The organism is Achromobacter sp. Marseille-Q0513 (genome assembly GCF_018195695.1).
Taxonomy (GTDB): domain Bacteria; phylum Pseudomonadota; class Gammaproteobacteria; order Burkholderiales; family Burkholderiaceae_B; genus Achromobacter.
Genome location: NZ_JAGTJY010000148.1, coordinates 1 through 15,761 on the forward strand (window position 1 = coordinate 1; position 15,761 = coordinate 15,761).

A 15,761-nucleotide genomic window follows, 5' to 3' on the forward strand; every position below is an offset into this window, starting at 1 on the left:
CGCCACCGCCCGCCCGAGGGTTGCCACTACAGCGCCGCCCTCCCTTACCCAAACGCCGCAACAATGCAGCCACCGCGCTGCAGGGAACTCGGACACGATCCCGCGCATCCAATCTGCTGGACTCCTTTCCGCCACACACCGCCCATGCGCATCCTGCTTGTCGAAGACGACACCATGATCGGCGAAAGCGTGCTCGACTGCCTGCGCGCCGAACACTACGCGGCCGACTGGGTCAAGGACGGCAACGCCGCCGACCTGGCCCTGCGCACCGGCCCCTATGACCTGATCCTGCTGGACCTCGGCCTGCCTCGGCGCGACGGCCTGACGCTGCTGCGCGAACTGCGCGCCCGCAAGGACCGCACGCCAGTCCTGATCGCCACCGCGCGCGACGCCGTCAGCGACCGCATCGCGGGGCTGGACGCCGGCGCGGACGACTACATCGTCAAACCCTATGACGTGGACGAGCTGCTGGCCCGCATGCGCGCGCTGATCCGACGCAGTGCCGGGCGCGCCGAGCCCGTCTATGAGCACGAAGGCGTAAGCATCGACCCGCAATCGCGCGAAGTCACTGTCAACGGCGCGCCCGTCACGTTGACCGCGCGCGAATGGGCCGTGCTGGAGCCGCTGATCGCCCGCCCGGGCATGATCTATTCGCGCGCCCAGCTCGAGGAAAAGCTCTACAGCTGGAAGGACAGCGTCAGCAGCAACGCCGTCGAGGTATATATTCATGGCCTGCGCAAGAAACTGGGTCAGGACCTGATCCAGAACGTCAGGGGCGTCGGCTATGTCATACCCAAAACATGAGCATTCCGCTTAGCTATTCGCTGCGGGCCAGGCTGCTGTTCTTCCTGCTCGCCGCCATCGTGGTCGGCGCGCTGGTGCAGGGCACGATCGCCTACCGCAGCACCTTGCAGCAGGCCGACGACATCTTCGATTCGCTGCTGCAGCGGACCGCGCTGTCGCTGGGCACTGGCGACGGCCTGCTCAGCACCGGCCCGACGCATGCGCGCGGCGCCGGCACGCCCTTCGCCGACGATCTCATCATCCAGATCTGGACGCCCGACGGGCTGCGCGTCTTCAACTCCCGTTCGCGGCAGCCGCTGCCGGACCAGATCGTGCTGGGCTTCTCCGACGCCAAGGTCGAAGGCAGCACCTACCGCGTCTATTCGCTGGCCACGCCATTCCAGGTGATCCAGGTGGCGCAGGACATGGGCGTGCGCACGCACATGGCGCGTTCCCTGGCGCTGCGCACCATCGCGCCGATCGCCGCGGCCGCGCCGCTGCTGATGCTGGTCATCTGGTGCGTGGTCAGCTGGTCGCTGCGGCCCGTGAAGCGAGCGCGCGCGCAGGTGGCGGCGCGCCAGCCCGAAGACCTGTCGCCCGTCAGCACCGACGACGTGCCGGACGAGATCCGCCCGCTGCTGCAGGAACTGAACCTGCTGCTGGAGCGCATGCGCGGCGCCTTCGCGCTGCAAAAGCAATTCGTCGGCGATGCCGCGCACGAGCTGCGCTCGCCGCTGGCGGCGCTGCGCCTGCAGTCGCAGGCCTTGCAGCGCGCGCACGACCCCGAGTCCCGCCGCGTGGCCGAACAGCGCCTGACGGCCGGGATCGATCGCGCCACCCGACTGATCGAGCAGCTGCTGTCGCTGGCCCGGCATGAAGGCGCGGCCGAGCGCCCGGCGCCGGACCGCGTCGACCTGGACGACGTCATTCGGCAGGCCGTGTCCGAAACGCTGCAGGATGCCAACGCGAAATCCATCTCGCTCGCCATGCACGCGCCGGCGCCGGTTCAGGTACTTGGCCATCGCGACGACCTGGTACTGCTGGTCCGCAACCTGCTGGACAACGCGATCAAGTATTCGCCGCCCGGTTCGCGCATCGACCTCGGCCTGGCCGCGCCGGACTGCCGCGCCGCGCTCACGATCGACGACCAGGGTCCGGGCATCGCGCCCGCCGAACGCACGCGCGTCTTCGACCGCTTCTACCGTGCCGAGGGCAACAGCCAGCACGGCAGCGGCCTGGGCCTGGCGATCGCCCGCTCGATCGCCGAGCGCCACGGCGCCACGATCGTCCTGGAAGATGCGCCCGCCGGGCAAGGACTGCGCGCACGGGTGGATTTCCCCGCCGCCTGACCCCGCGCGCCGCGACGCACACCCCGGATTTCCCCACCTTAAGATTCCCCTAAGCGTCGGGCCCGAACATGGCTCCATGTCCTTCAACATGAACGCAGGAGCCGACATGAAGACCACGCTACTCAAACCCTCGCGCCTCGCGCTGGCGCTGCTGGCCGCGGGCACGATCGGCGGCGCGGGCGCCGCCGCCACGCTGGGCGCGATGACGCCGGCCGTCGCCGCGCCGGCGCCCGCCGCATCCGCCCCCATCGCACCATCCAGCCCGCCGAATTTCGCGCAGATCACCCGCGACTACGGCCCCGCCGTGGTCAACATCAGCGTCAGCGGCACGCGCAAGGTCTCGGCCATGGACGACGATGACCCCTTCGCCCAGTTCTTCGGCCAGATCCCCGGCGCGCGCGGCCGCATGCCGGCGCGCGAAGTGCCGATGCGCGGCGAGGGTTCGGGCTTCATCATCAACAGCGACGGCCTGATCCTGACCAACGCCCACGTCGTGCAGGACGCCAAGGAAGTCACGGTCAAGCTGACCGACCGCCGCGAATACCAGGCCAAGGTGCTGGGCGCCGACCCGCAGACCGACGTGGCCGTGCTCAAGATCGAGGCGAAGAACCTGCCGGTGGTGAAGGCCGGCGACGTCAACCAGCTGCAGGTCGGCGAATGGGTGCTGGCCATTGGCTCGCCCTACGGCCTGGAAAACACGGCGACCGCCGGCATCGTCAGCGCCAAGGGCCGCTCGCTGCCGGACGACACCTCGGTGCCGTTCATCCAGACCGACGTGGCCGTCAACCCCGGCAACTCGGGCGGGCCGCTGTTCAATGATCGCGGCGAAGTGGTGGGCATCAACTCGCAGATCTACAGCCGCACGGGCGGCTTCCAGGGCCTGTCCTTCTCTATCCCGATCGATGTGGCCTACAAGATCAAGGACCAGATCCTCGAGCACGGCAAGGTCCAGCACGCGCGGCTGGGCGTGACGGTGCAGGAAGTGAATCAGGACCTGGCCAATTCGTTCAAGCTGGACACGCCCACGGGCGCGCTGGTCGCCAGCGTAGAAAAGGGCAGCGCCGCCGAACGCGCCGGCCTGCAGCCAGGCGATGTGGTGCGGCAGATCAACGGCAAGACCATCGTGTCGTCCGGCGACCTGGCGTCGATGATCACGCTGGCCTCGCCCGGCGACAAGCTCAAGCTGGATGTCTGGCGCAACGGCTCGCCCAAGGAACTGAGCGCCACGCTGGGCGGCGTGCCGAAGGACAAGGCGACCGCGTCGTCCGACACCCGGGAAGTCCAGCGCGGGCAACTGGGCCTGGCGTTGCGTCCGCTCAGTCCGCAGGAGCAGCGCCAGGCCGGCGCCGAGGGCCTGCTCATCGAGCAGTCCGCCGGCCCCGCCGCCAAGGCCGGCATACAGCCGGGCGACGTGCTGTTGTCGCTGAACGGGGTGCCGGTACACGACATCGGGCAGGTCAAGGCGGAACTCGCCAAGGCCGGCAAGACCGTCGCGCTGCTGGTGCAGCGCGGTGACGACAAGATCTTCGTGCCGGTGCGGATCGGCTGATCCGCGCGCTTACTCCGCGTCGGGCTGCTTGCCCGGCGCGGCGGCATCGAAGGCCGGCAGCTCGCGGCAGGCCGCGTCGATGCGCACGACCGTGGGCATGGCGGACAGGTCGCACTCCAGGCGGCGCGCGTTGGCCACCTGCGGCACCAGGCAGATATCGGCGATGGTGGGCGTGTCGCCATGGCAATAGCGGCCGGTGGCGGACGAGGCCGTCAATTGCGCCTCGAAGGCCTGCAGCCCCTGGTGCACCCAATGGCGGTACCAGGCGTTCTTGGCGTCTTCGTCCACGCCCAGCGTGTGCTTCAGGTACTTCAGCACGCGCAGGTTGTTCAGCGGATGCGTGTCGCAGGCGATGCCCAGCGCCAGGTCCCGCACCCGCGCGCGGCCGATGGCGTCGGCCGGCAGCAGCGGCGTCTGCGGATGGGTTTCTTCCAGGTATTCGATGATGGCCAGCGATTGGCCGATGACCGCGTCGCCATCGATCAGCGTGGGCACCAGCGCCGTGGGATTGAGCTTGCGGTAGTCGGCCGACAACTGCTGGCCGCCATCCTTGAGCAGGTGCACCGGCACGTACTCATAGGACAGCCCCTTCAGGTTGAGCGCGATGCGCACGCGATAAGCCGCGGAACTGCGGAAGTAGCTGTACAACTGCATGTCTTCTCCTTGATTTCGCGCCGCGCGGGGCCTCCCCAGGCCCCGCCGCCGGCTTCTTATTCGAGCGGTTCGACCCGCGCCTTGCGCGACAGCCCCTTGGGCAGCGGAAAGGCCACGTTTTCCTCCAGGCCCGGCATGGTGCGGACCGACACCGCGCCCAGCTCCTTGACGCGCTCGATCACCTGTTGCACCAGGATTTCCGGCGCGGACGCGCCGGCCGTGACGCCGATGCGCTGGCGGCCGGCCAGCCATTCCGGCTGGATCGAGTGCGCGCCGTCGATCAGATACGAGGCCACGCCCTTGCGCTCGGCCACTTCGCGCAGACGGTTGGAGTTCGAGCTGTTCGGACTGCCGACCACCAGCACCAGATCGCAATCCGGCGCCAGGATCTTGACCGCGTCCTGGCGGTTCTGCGTGGCGTAGCAGATGTCGCTCTTCTTCGGTTCGACGATATTGGGAAAGCGCGCCTTGAGCGCCTGCGACACAGCGGCCGCGTCGTCCACCGACAGCGTGGTCTGCGTGACATAGGCCAGGTTGTCGGGATCGGCCACCTGCAGGCCGGCCACGTCCTCGACGGTCTCGACCAGGTACATGCCGCCCTGCGCCTGCCCCAGCGTGCCCTCGACTTCAGGATGGCCCTTGTGGCCGATCATGATGATCTCGCGGCCGGCGGCGCGCATGCGGGAGACCTCGATATGCACCTTGGTCACCAGCGGGCAGGTGGCGTCGAACACCTGCAGGCCGCGGGCGTCGGCTTCGGCGCGCACGGCCTGCGACACGCCATGGGCCGAGAACACCACGATGGCGCCCGCGGGGGCGTCCTCGAGCTCGTCGATGAACACCGCGCCCTTGGCGCGCAGGTCTTCCACCACATAGCGGTTGTGGACGATCTCATGGCGCACGTAGATCGGCGCACCATGCAGTTCCAGCGCGCGCTCGACGATGTCGATGGCGCGATCCACCCCGGCACAGAAGCCGCGCGGCTGCGCCAGCACGACCTCGGCGCCGGCGGCGGTAACGGGCTCGCTCATCACAGCACTCCCAACAGCGCCACGTCCACGCGCAGGCGCACGCCCGCGAGAGGATGGTTGAAATCGAACAGGGCGGACTCGTCGTTGATTTCCTTGAGCACGCCCGAATAGCGCCCGCCGTTCGGCGCGGCGAACTCGACCAGGTCGCCCGGCTCGAAGGCCGCGTCGGCGCCGGCGTGCTCGGCCAGCATCTTGCGGGTGACGCGCTGGATCAGCTCGGGATTGCGGTCGCCATAGGCGTCGACCGGCTCCAGCTCGAAGCCGAAGCGCTCGCCTTCGGCGCGACCGACCAGCGCGGCCTCCATGCCCGGGGCCCACTGGCCGCTGCCCATCTGCAGCGTCGCCGGACGGCCGTCGAAGGTGTCGGTGAAGACCGAATCCTTGCCCGGCCCGGAAGCCAGCGTAATCCGATAGTGCAGCGTCAGGTAGGAATCCGGACGGACAAAAACGTTCACTTCATTAGAGGCGATGCTCAAGATCTGCCACCGTATAGAAACATTGACCAAACCCTGATTTTAGAGCCTCTTATGAATTTGTCTGTCCGCCTGCCCGAACACGGGCGTCCCCGGGAACGGCTGCTGCGTCATGGGGCCTCCGCCCTGAGCGATGCCGAACTGCTGGCCATCGCCCTGCGCACGGGCCTGCCGGGCCTGGATGTGCTGAACCTGGGCAACCAGCTGCTCGACCGCTTTTCCGGCCTGCGCGGGCTATTGGGGGCCACACCGGAGGAACTGCTGGCCGTGCCCGGCCTGGGCGCGGCGAAAGCCTGCATGCTTGCCGCCGTCCTGGAGCTCGCGCGGCGAGCCATCGAGGAAGATCTCACCCGCGACACCGCCCTGGACCACCCCAGGCGCGTCAAGCAGTACTGCAAGACCACGCTGGGCCACCGGCGGATCGAGCACTGCGTCGGCCTCTACCTGGACAGCCAGCTACGCCTGATCGCCAGCGGCGAACTCGCGCGCGGCACCCTGTCGCAGGCCTCGGTCTATCCGCGCGAAGTCGTGCGCGAAGCGCTGCGCCACCATGCCGCCGCCGTGATCATCGCGCACAACCACCCTTCGGGCCTGGCCGAGCCCAGCGCCGCCGACCAGGCCTTCACCCGGCACCTGAAGCAGGCGCTGGCGCTGGTGGACGTGCGGCTGCTCGACCACCTGATCGTGGCGGGCAACAGCGTGGTATCCATGGCCGAATGCGGCGCGTTCTGACGCCTGCTCGCGGCCAGGGCTGCGCGGCGCGCCGGAATCCGTTAGACTCGCGTCCGCAAATGCTTTAGGCTTGAGCTAATTTCCGGCACACCCTCGTTGCGCGCTCTCATGAAACGCCTGTGGGATATATCCCCGCCCGTCTCCGCGACCTCGCCCGTCTTTCCGGGCGACACGGCCTATACCCAGAAATGGAAGTGGTCGCTTGAGCCCGGCTGTCCGGTCAATGTCAGCGAGATCACCATGTCGCCGCACATCGGCGCGCATGCGGACGCCCCGCTGCACTACGCCAATGGCGCGCAAGCCATCGGCGCCGTCGCGCTGGAACCGTTCCTGGGCCCCTGCCGGGTGATCCACGCCATCGATTGCGGCCCGCTGATCCAGGTCGAGCACATCGCCCACGCCGTCGGCGGCCTGCCCCCGCGCGTGCTGGTGCGCACCGCCAAGCACGCGGCGCAGGACTGGTGGACCGACGATTTCTCCGCCTACGCTCCCCAAACCATTGAATGGCTGGCCGAACGCGGCGTCATGCTGATCGGGCTGGATACGCCCAGCATCGACCCCGCGTCCAGCAAGACCCTGGACAGCCATCACACCATCCTGCGGCACGACATCCGGGTACTGGAGAACCTGGTGCTCGACGACGTGCCGGAGGGCGATTACGAGTTGATCGCATTGCCGTTGGCTCTGGTCCAGGCCGATGCCAGCCCGGTGCGCGCCGTCTTGCGCGAACTGGGCTGATCCGCCAGCTTTTTCTATGAAGCAAGACCATGGGAAACCTACTCCATCCGCGCGCGGCGTCCGGCCGCGCCCGCCGGCGCGCCCCTGACTGGCGCAGCCTGCCCGCATCCGCCCGGCGCGCCGCGCCGCCCTGCCAGGGAGGCCACGCATGAGCGCCCCCCAACGCCCCGAAGACATCGTCCACCAGGAAAAGGCGCAGCTCGATTTCGCGCGCGACATGACCTACGGCGATTACCTGCACCTGGACGAATTGCTGGGCGCGCAGCACCCGCTGTCGCCCGAGCACAATGAAATGCTGTTCATCGTGCAGCACCAGACCAGCGAGCTCTGGATGAAGCTGATGCTGCACGAGCTGCGCGCCGCCGTGGGCTGCGTCGCATCCGACCAGCTACAGCCGGCCTTCAAGATGCTGGCCCGCGTCAGCAAGATCATGGAACAGCTGGTCCACGCCTGGGACGTGCTGGCCACCATGACGCCGCCCGAGTATTCGGCGCTGCGCCCGTACCTGGCGCGTTCCAGCGGCTTCCAGAGCTACCAGTACCGTCAGATCGAGTTCCTGCTGGGCAACAAGAACGCGGCCATGCTCAAGCCCCACGCGCACCGCGAGGACCTGCTCGCCCAGGTGCGCCAGGCCTACGAGACGCCCTCGCTGTACGACGAGTCGCTGCGCCTGCTGGCCCGCCGCGGGCTGGACGTGCCGGCCGAACTGTTGCAGCGCGACTGGACCCAGCCCTACCAGGCCTCGGCCGGCGTCGAACAGGCCTGGCTGACGGTCTACCGGGATACGGACCGCTACTGGGACCTGTACCAGCTGGGCGAGAAGCTGACCGACCTGGAAGACGCGTTCCGCCTGTGGCGTTTCCGCCACGTCACGACGGTCGAACGGGTCATCGGTTTCAAGCGCGGCACCGGCGGCACGTCGGGCGTGGACTACCTGCGCAAGATGCTGGAAGTGGTGCTGTTCCCCGAGATCTGGAAGCTGCGCACGGACCTCTGAGCGGCGACCCGCCCGCTTTGAGCCCGTCCCCTTATAGAGCGCCAGCCCGCGCCCGCGCCGCCTTCGGGCTGGCGCGGGCCGGAAATCGCATGCTAGAATGCGGGGTTACTTTTCGGATACGTGGCTGAAGTGCGCCCGGCAGTCATTGCGGCGCTTCGGCTGGCGACCCTAACTCTTGAAAGCGGCTCACGCGAGCCCTAGGAAAGCACCATGAAAGAAGGCATTCACCCCGACTACCGCGAAGTCGTTTTCGCCGACCTGCAAACGGGCACCAAGTTCATCACCCGTTCGACGGTGCACACCCGCGAAACGATCGAGCTGGACGGCAAGACCTACCCGCTCTTCAAGTGCGACGTGACGTCCGAATCGCACCCGTTCTACACGGGCGCCCAGACCCGCATCGTCGAAACCGGCCGCGTGGAAAAGTTCCGCGCCCGCTTCGCGCGCACCGCAGGCACGGTCAAGTCCGCTTCCTGATTCTGTCGCTCCCGTCCCGGGAGCCACAGCGAAAAAGGCAGCCTTCGGGCTGCTTTTTTTTCTCCCGCCCGGCTCGGCCGCCATTGAAAGGCTGGCGCTTGCCCGCCACTCGGTTACAGTAACGCCCGTGTCCCCACTTTCGATTTCCACACCGGCCCGGCTGACGTCCGTGGCCACCGCAAAACTGCCGAGACTGGTGTTGCTCGGCTTGGCGCTGGCCTATATCGTGGCCGGCCTGTTCATGCGCGACCCCTGGAAAACGGACGACGCGGTCGGCCTGGCCACCATGATCACCGCCATACGCGAAGGCGGCATCACCTGGCTGCTGCCGCAGGTCGGACACCTGGCCCACGCCGAGGAAGGCCCGCTGATCACCTGGGTCGGCGCGATCTCGATCTGGATCTTCGGTCCTTTCATCGGCGACATCACCGCCGGCCGCCTGCCCAACCTGCTCTGGTTCGGCATCACCGCGTCCGGCGTCTGGTACGGCACCTATCTGCTGGGCCGCCGTTCGGAGGCGCAGCCGCTGGCCCTGCCCTTTGGCGGCGAACCGCCGCCGCGCGACTACGGCCGCATGCTGGCCGACGCCGCCCTGCTGCTGCTGCTGGCCACCGTCGGCATCCTGCAGCGCACGCACGAAACCACCGTCATCCCCGCCATCATGGCCTGCCAGGCGCTGGCGTTCTATTCGCTGGCGCGCAGCATCGACCGCCCGCTGACCGGCGCGACCACGCTGGCCATCGCGCTGGCGGCCAGCTTCCTCACGCGCGGGTGGATCGGCGCGATTCCGATCATGGCCGGCGCGCTGCTGACCTTCTATCCACGCAGCCAATTGTGGCATCGCAAGCGCTGGCTGCCCTGGATTGTCCTGCTGACCGCGGCGCTGATCCTGGCCTGGTGGATCCCCGCCACGCAGGGCAGCGAATACTGGATCCGCAACTGGAAAATCTGGAACCTGTCCTCCTTCGCCGGCCCCGACCTGCCCGACATGGGCCGCACGCTGCGCGACCTGCCCTGGTATCTGTGGCCCGCCTGGCCGCTCGCCCTGCTGGCGGTCTGGCGCTGGCGCGCCTGGATCTACGCGCCGCATATCTGGGTGCCGCTGATGCTGCTGATCAGCTCGGCCCTGATGCTGTTCGGGCTGGCCGAGCCGTCCGATTCGGAATACGCACTGCTGGCCGTGCCTTGCGCCGTGCTGGGCGCGTTCTCGCTGCCGACCCTGCGCCGCGGCGTGGTGAACACGCTGGACTGGTTCGCCGTCATGTGCTTTTCGCTGACGGTGGCCACGGCCTGGCTGGGCTGGGTCGCGGTGAACTTCCAATGGCCCGCCCAGATGTCGCGCAACATCGGCCGCCACACCGCCGGCTATGAACCGTCGATTTCGTGGGTCGCCTTCGGCTTGGCGCTGCTGGTCACGATCGGCTGGGTGGCGCTGGTGGTCTGGCGCCTGCGCGTCAAGCCGCAGGCGCTGTGGCGCGGCACGGTGCTGTCCGCCGGCGGCCTGACCGCCACCTGGATCCTGCTGGTCCTGCTGTGGCAGCCCGCCGTCGACTACGCGCGCAGCTACCGCACCATGTCCGGCCAGCTGGCCCAGGCGCTGGAGCAGAACCTGCGTCCCGGCGAATGCGTGCGCGGGCTGAGCCTGGGCAGCGGCCAGCGCGCCTCGTTCCTGATATTCAACAATCTGACGTTCACGTTCGATTCCAAGTGCACGGTGGTGCTGCAGCAGACCACCAACCAGAGCCTGCGCGACAACACCGCGGCCTACAGCGACGGCGCCGAGGTGCTGTGGCAAGGCGGCCGCCGCGCCGACCGCCACGAAGTGTTCCGCCTGCTGCGCGTCACGCCCAACCGATGACGCCCGCTCACCAGGGGCCCCCGGGCTTTGGCGCCACGCTGCGTGGCATCGCCCGGCAAGCCTGGCCCGTGCTGGTCAGCCAATGGGCCGGCATCTCGTTCGGCGTGCTGGACACCGCCATGACCGGCCACGCCAGCCCCACCGACCTGGCGGCGATGGCGCTGTCGGCCTCGATCTACATCACCATCTTCGTCGGCCTGATGGGCGTGGTGCACGCGCTGATCCCCATCCTGGCCCAGCACTTCGGCGCCGGCAACAACGCCGAGGTCGGTCGCAGCTGGGGCCAGGGCGTCTGGCTGGCGCTGGGCCTGTCCGTCGTGGGCGCGATCCTGATGCTGTTCCCCGATGCCTGGCTGTCCATGTCGGGCGACGTCGCGCCCGACGTGCGCGAACGCATCGCCTCCTATCTGCGCGCCCTGGTGCTCGCGATGCCTGCGGCGCTGGTGTTCCGCACCATCTACGCGCTGGGTACCGCTGTGTCGCGCCCCAAGCTGGTGATGGCGATCAACCTGGCCGCCATCGGCGTCAAGGCGCTGCTCAATTGGGTATTCATCTACGGCAAGCTGGGCCTGCCCGCCATGGGCGCGACCGGCGCCGGCATGGCCACGGCCGTGGTTTCCTGGATCAGCCTGGGCCTGGGCTTGTGGGTCATCACGCACGACCGCTACTACCGCCGCTTCCAGCTGCGCGTCGGCAAGCCGGACTGGAAGTCGCTGAAGGAACTGCTGCGGCTGGGCATCCCGATGGGCGGTTCCTATCTGGTGGAGGTCTCGGCCTTTACCTTCATGGCGCTGCTGGTGGCCCGCGAAGGCACGCTGGTGACGGGTGGGCACCAGATCATGTCCAACCTGGCCGCGCTGTGCTACATGATGCCGATGGCGCTGGGCGTGGCCACGGCGGCGCTGACCGCGCAGGCCATCGGCGCGGGCAAGCTGGACCAGGCGCATCGCATCGGCATGGCCGGCCTGACACTCGGCCTGATGGGCGCCCTGCTCACCGCCGCGGTACTGCTCATCGGCCGCCCGCTGATCCTGGCCGCCTACACCGACAAGGCCGACGTGGCCGCGGTGGCCGCCACGCTGCTGGCCGTGCTGCCGCTGTTCCACCTGTTCGATTCCATGCAGTGCATCAACTCCTACCTGCTGCGCGCCTACAAGATCGCCGTGGTGCCGCTGCTGCTGCAGACGGTGGCGCTGGCCGGCGTCGGTCTGGTGGGCGGCTGGTGGTTCGGCTTCGGCCCCGGCAAGGGCGGGCTGGACTGGCTGCGCCTGACCCTCGCGCCCGGATCGCCCCAGGGCGCCGGCACGATGTGGTTGATGGCGATGGCCGGACTGGCGCTGTCGGCCGCGCTGCTGCAGTACTGGTATCGCCGCATCGTGCGCCAGGCCGCCAGCGAAGCCGGACGGACCTGAGCCCGCGGGCACGGGCGGCGACGCTGCTACATTGTTGAATCAACGCGCATTATGGGCGCGCGGATGCTGCAAGTCTCCGACAGACCTCAGGCAAGGGGAGCCATTCGCATGAAGACACTCCGAACCATCACGCTGGGCACGCTGGTCATGGTCACGGCGCTGATGACCGCCGCCGGCGGCGTTGCCCGCGCCGAGGAAGCGCGCAACCCGCAATCGACCCTGCCCACGAACAACAACCTGTTGTTCTGGAACCAGTCGGAGCGCGACGCGGCCTTTCGCGCGATGGAGCGCGTTCCCTTGATGGGCGGCTGGCACACGGTGGCGCCCAGCGCCACGCCCCGCATCTGGCAGTCCGGACCGCCGCTCAAGCTCGACGTCGACGTCGATGCCTTTCTTGCCAGCCAGCACAGCGCGGCGCTGCTGATCGTGCAGGGCGGCAAGCTGCGCCTGGAGCGCTACGGCCTGGGCTTCGATGGCGACAACGACCGCTGGACCAGCTTCTCGGTCGCCAAGTCCTTCACGTCGACGCTGGCTGGCGCAGCGGTGCGCGACGGCTACATCAAGAGCCTGGACGACAAGGTCAGCGCCTACATTCCGGCCATGAAGGGTTCTGCCTACGACGACGTCAGCGTGCGGCAGCTGCTCACCATGACCTCGGGCGTGCGCTGGAACGAGGACTACAAGGATCCGAACTCCGACGTGGCGCGCTTTGGCCACCAACAGCCCGAACCCGGCGTCGACACGCTGGTGAGCTATATGCGCAAGCTGCCGCGCGCGGCGCCCGCCGGCACGCGCTGGAACTACAGCACGGGCGAGACCAACCTGCTCGGCATCCTGGTCACGCAGGCCACCGGCAGGCCGCTGGCGCAGTACCTGCAGGAAAAGATATGGCAGCCCGCCGGCATGGCGCATGAAGCCACCTGGCTGCTCAGCAAGACGGGCCAGGAAATCAGCGGCGCCTTCCTGCAGGCCTCGCCGCGCGACTTCGCGCGCTTTGGCCAGTTCATCCTCGAAGGCGCGCGCGTCAACGGCCAGCCGATCGTGCCCGACGACTGGCTAAGCGCCGCGACCACCAAGCGCGCCGACATCAACACGCCAGGGTTTGGCTATGGCTATCAGTGGTGGACCCGGGACGACGGCAGTTTTTCCGCGCGAGGCATCTTTGGCCAGGGCATCTTCATCGATCCCAGGCGGCAGCTGGTGGTGGTGTTCAATTCAAGCTGGCCCTCGGCCGTGGATTCCGCATCCAGCGCCAAGCGGGAACAATTCTTCCAGGCCGTGCGCAAGGCCGTGGACGCGGAGCAAGCGGGCCAGGGCAACTGAGGAAAGGGATTCCGCCGCCAACGCCAGGCGGGCCCTTGAACAAAGCGCGCGCAGCCCGGAGGCTGCGCGCGCTTTGTTTTGGATGCCGCCATGCGCCGTGACCCGGCGCGCATGCGGCATGCGCCCTACTTCGGACGCTTGTCGATCACGCGGCGCGCCTTGCCGGTCAACGTGCGCTCGACATGGCCCGCGTCCGACACCTGGATGCGCGCGCTGACACCGATGTGCGTCTTGACCGCGTGCTGCAGCTGCTTGCCCAGCGCCGCGCGGTCCGCGTCGGACAGCGTAGAGAACTCGGCGCGCACCTCGGTCAGGATTTCCAGCTCGTCCATATTGCCGGTACGCGACAGCACCAGCTGGTAGTGCGGCGCAAGCTGGGCGATCTTCAGGACCAGTTCCTCGACCTGCGTCGGGAACATGTTCACGCCGCGCACGATCAGCATGTCGTCGCTGCGGCCGGTGATCTTGCCGATGCGGCGCATGCTGCGCGCGGTGGGCGGCAACAGGCGGGTCAGGTCGCGCGTGCGGTAGCGCACGATGGGCATGGCTTCCTTGGTCAGCGAGGTGAACACCAGCTCGCCCGGCTCGCCGTCGGCCACCGGCTCGCCGGTGTCGGGGTTGATGATCTCGGCATAGAAGTGGTCTTCCCAGACGACCGGGCCGTCCTTGGTCTCGACGCATTCGCTGGCCACGCCCGGACCCATCACTTCCGACAGGCCGTAGATGTCCACCGCGTCGATGCCGGCTTCGGCCTCGATGTCGGCGCGCATCTGGCCGGTCCAGGGCTCGGCGCCGAAGATGCCGATGCGCAGCGAACTTTGACGCGGATCAATCCCCTGGCGACGCTGTTCCTCCAGAATATTGCAGAAGTAGGACGGCGTGACCATGATGATGTCCGGACGGAAATCATTGATCAGCTGGACCTGCTTTTCGGTCTGTCCGCCGGACATGGGAATGACGGTGCAGCCCAGGCGCTCGGCGCCGTAGTGCGCGCCCAGCCCGCCCGTGAACAGTCCGTAGCCGTAGGCCACGTGCACGGTGTCGCCCGGCTTGCCGCCGGCGGCGCGGATCGAGCGCGCCACCAGGTTGGCCCAGTTGTCCAGGTCGCCCTTGGTGTAGCCCACCACGGTCGGCTTGCCGGTGGTGCCGCTGGACGCGTGGATGCGCGAGATCCGCTCGCGCGGCACGGCGAACATGCCGAAAGGATAGTTCTCGCGCAGTTCCTTCTTCGTGGTGAAGGGGAACTTGGAAATATCGGACAGCTGCTTCAGGTCGTCCGGATGCACGCCGGCCTCGTCGAAGGCCTGCTTGTAGTGCGGCACGTTGTCGTAGGCGTGCTTGAGCGTCCACTTCAGGCGCTCGAGCTGCAAGGCGCGCAGTTCGTCGATGCTGGCATGCTCGATGGGGTCCAGCCCCGGCTTGCTCATGGTGTTGGACATGGTATCTCTCTCCTGGAATGCTCTCTTGGCGGCTGCGGACGGCACCGCGGGCGCCATGCGCGCCCGCTTCCGGCCCGGCCGGCGTCTTGTGATCGGTGATCGGTAGTCTGTGATCGGCTAAAGGGAAATCTCGCTCAGGCGTCGGCAGGCACTCCGACGATCTGGCCTTTGATCCGATAGGACCGGCCACGGAAAATGGCCACGTTGCGGCCGTCCTGGTTGGTGACGGTCACGTCATAGACGCCGGTGCGCCCGGCCAGCGAGCGTTCCTGGGCCACCGCCGTCAGCTGGTCACCCTCGAAACCGGGCGCCAGGAAATCGATGGTGCAGCCCGACGCCACGGTGCTGACGTTGCGCGAATTGCAGGAGAAAGCGAAAGCGCTGTCGGCCAGGGCGAAGATGAAGCCGCCATGGCAGGTCTTGTGGCCGTTGAGCATGTCGGGCCGCACGCGCATGGTCAGGCGCGCGTAGCCGGGCGCCATTTCCTCGACCTTCATGTCCAGGCCCTGCGAGGCCGCGTCGCCGGCGTACATCACGGCGCCGACGGCCTGCGCCAGTTCCTGGGGATCGGACGGCACATCGAGCTGGGGAACGTGCGTGCTCATCATTGCCCCTTGAACTGCGGTTCGCGCTTGTCGAGGAACGCGGCCACGCCCTCGGCGTAATCGGCGCTGCGGCCCAGCTCGCGCATCATGTCGCGCTCCAGGTCCAGCTGCGTCGCCAGGTCGTTCGCCAGGCTGGCCTGCAAGGCGCGCTTGGTGAACGCCAGGCCCTTGGTCGGCGCCTTGGCGAAATGCTGCGCCAGCCGCTCCAGCGTGGCGTCGAACTCGGCATCGGCCACGCATTGCCAGATCAGGCCCCAGTCCTGCGCCTGCTTCGCGCTGAGCTTGTCGCCCAGCAGCGCCAGGCCCGCCGCGCGCGCGCGGCGGGCCTGGCGCTGCTGGGC

16 protein-coding genes are annotated in these 15,761 nt (G+C 68.1%); 10 read left to right on the forward strand and 6 right to left on the reverse strand.

From position 1 onward, the window contains the following. The first annotated feature begins 144 nt into the window (after positions 1–144). The 3 genes from KDH83_RS23270 (at position 145) to KDH83_RS23280 (ending at position 3,681) form a co-directional block, all read left to right on the forward strand. Complete coding sequence (locus KDH83_RS23270; RefSeq protein WP_103273391.1) at positions 145–804, forward strand: response regulator; 660 nt, start codon at positions 145–147, stop codon at positions 802–804. Further along, positions 801–2,132: an ATP-binding protein gene (locus tag KDH83_RS23275; RefSeq protein WP_212320276.1), complete on the forward strand. Its 1,332-nt coding sequence runs from the start codon at positions 801–803 to the stop codon at positions 2,130–2,132. The genes KDH83_RS23270 and KDH83_RS23275 overlap by 4 nt, the downstream gene beginning before the upstream one ends. 106 nt (positions 2,133–2,238) lie before the next feature. Continuing rightward, on the forward strand, positions 2,239–3,681 hold the full coding sequence (locus KDH83_RS23280; protein ID WP_212320278.1) for a DegQ family serine endoprotease: 1,443 nt from the start codon (positions 2,239–2,241) through the stop codon (positions 3,679–3,681). Between the two features lie 9 nt (positions 3,682–3,690). On the opposite strand, the gene maiA is transcribed toward KDH83_RS23280, so the two are convergent. From maiA to KDH83_RS23295, 3 genes are read right to left on the reverse strand one after another with little or no spacing between them, the layout of a single operon-like run. Further along, positions 3,691–4,335, reverse strand: a complete 645-nt coding sequence (maiA, locus tag KDH83_RS23285) for a maleylacetoacetate isomerase (RefSeq protein WP_212320280.1) — start codon at positions 4,333–4,335, stop codon at positions 3,691–3,693. Between the two features lie 56 nt (positions 4,336–4,391). Beyond that, a complete protein-coding gene (gene ispH / locus KDH83_RS23290; RefSeq protein WP_212320282.1) occupies positions 4,392–5,366 on the reverse strand; it encodes a 4-hydroxy-3-methylbut-2-enyl diphosphate reductase in 975 nt (324 codons plus the stop codon). Further along, entirely contained in the window at positions 5,366–5,842 is a 477-nt protein-coding gene (locus KDH83_RS23295) for an FKBP-type peptidyl-prolyl cis-trans isomerase (RefSeq protein ID WP_212320284.1), read from the reverse strand. The genes ispH and KDH83_RS23295 overlap by 1 nt, the downstream gene beginning before the upstream one ends. Before the next feature lie 51 nt (positions 5,843–5,893). On the opposite strand from KDH83_RS23295, the gene radC reads away from it, so the two are divergent. The 7 genes from radC (at position 5,894) to KDH83_RS23330 (ending at position 13,376) form a co-directional block, all read left to right on the forward strand. Further along, positions 5,894–6,571 (forward strand): DNA repair protein RadC, encoded by a 678-nt coding sequence (gene radC / locus KDH83_RS23300; RefSeq protein ID WP_212320286.1) that lies wholly within the window; start codon positions 5,894–5,896, stop codon positions 6,569–6,571. 108 nt (positions 6,572–6,679) lie between these two features. Then, the gene (kynB, locus tag KDH83_RS23305) at positions 6,680–7,309 is read left to right on the forward strand and encodes an arylformamidase (protein WP_212320289.1); all 630 of its coding nucleotides are present in this window, start codon (positions 6,680–6,682) and stop codon (positions 7,307–7,309) included. A gap of 148 nt (positions 7,310–7,457) precedes the next feature. After that, on the forward strand, positions 7,458–8,306 hold the full coding sequence (kynA, locus tag KDH83_RS23310; protein WP_212320291.1) for a tryptophan 2,3-dioxygenase: 849 nt from the start codon (positions 7,458–7,460) through the stop codon (positions 8,304–8,306). Positions 8,307–8,516: 210 nt separating this feature from the next. After that, the gene (locus tag KDH83_RS23315) at positions 8,517–8,783 is read left to right on the forward strand and encodes a type B 50S ribosomal protein L31 (RefSeq protein ID WP_212320293.1); all 267 of its coding nucleotides are present in this window, start codon (positions 8,517–8,519) and stop codon (positions 8,781–8,783) included. Between the two features lie 127 nt (positions 8,784–8,910). Continuing rightward, complete coding sequence (locus KDH83_RS23320) at positions 8,911–10,641, forward strand: glycosyltransferase (RefSeq protein ID WP_212320295.1); 1,731 nt, start codon at positions 8,911–8,913, stop codon at positions 10,639–10,641. Further along, the gene (locus KDH83_RS23325; RefSeq protein WP_212320297.1) at positions 10,638–12,053 is read left to right on the forward strand and encodes an MATE family efflux transporter; all 1,416 of its coding nucleotides are present in this window, start codon (positions 10,638–10,640) and stop codon (positions 12,051–12,053) included. Before KDH83_RS23320 ends, KDH83_RS23325 begins: the two co-directional genes overlap by 4 nt. Before the next feature lie 108 nt (positions 12,054–12,161). Then, positions 12,162–13,376, forward strand: coding sequence for a serine hydrolase (locus KDH83_RS23330; RefSeq protein ID WP_212320299.1), 1,215 nt, complete (start codon positions 12,162–12,164; stop codon positions 13,374–13,376). 125 nt (positions 13,377–13,501) lie between these two features. On the opposite strand, the gene paaK is transcribed toward KDH83_RS23330, so the two are convergent. The 3 genes from paaK to KDH83_RS23345 all read right to left on the reverse strand — a co-directional run. Next, on the reverse strand, positions 13,502–14,815 hold the full coding sequence (gene paaK / locus KDH83_RS23335) for a phenylacetate--CoA ligase PaaK (protein WP_212320301.1): 1,314 nt from the start codon (positions 14,813–14,815) through the stop codon (positions 13,502–13,504). Positions 14,816–14,949: 134 nt separating this feature from the next. Beyond that, complete coding sequence (gene paaI / locus KDH83_RS23340) at positions 14,950–15,420, reverse strand: hydroxyphenylacetyl-CoA thioesterase PaaI (protein WP_212320303.1); 471 nt, start codon at positions 15,418–15,420, stop codon at positions 14,950–14,952. Beyond that, a partial coding sequence (locus tag KDH83_RS23345; protein ID WP_249205295.1) for an enoyl-CoA hydratase-related protein occupies positions 15,420–15,761 on the reverse strand: 342 nt, incomplete at its 5' end. The genes KDH83_RS23345 and paaI, both read right to left, overlap by 1 nt.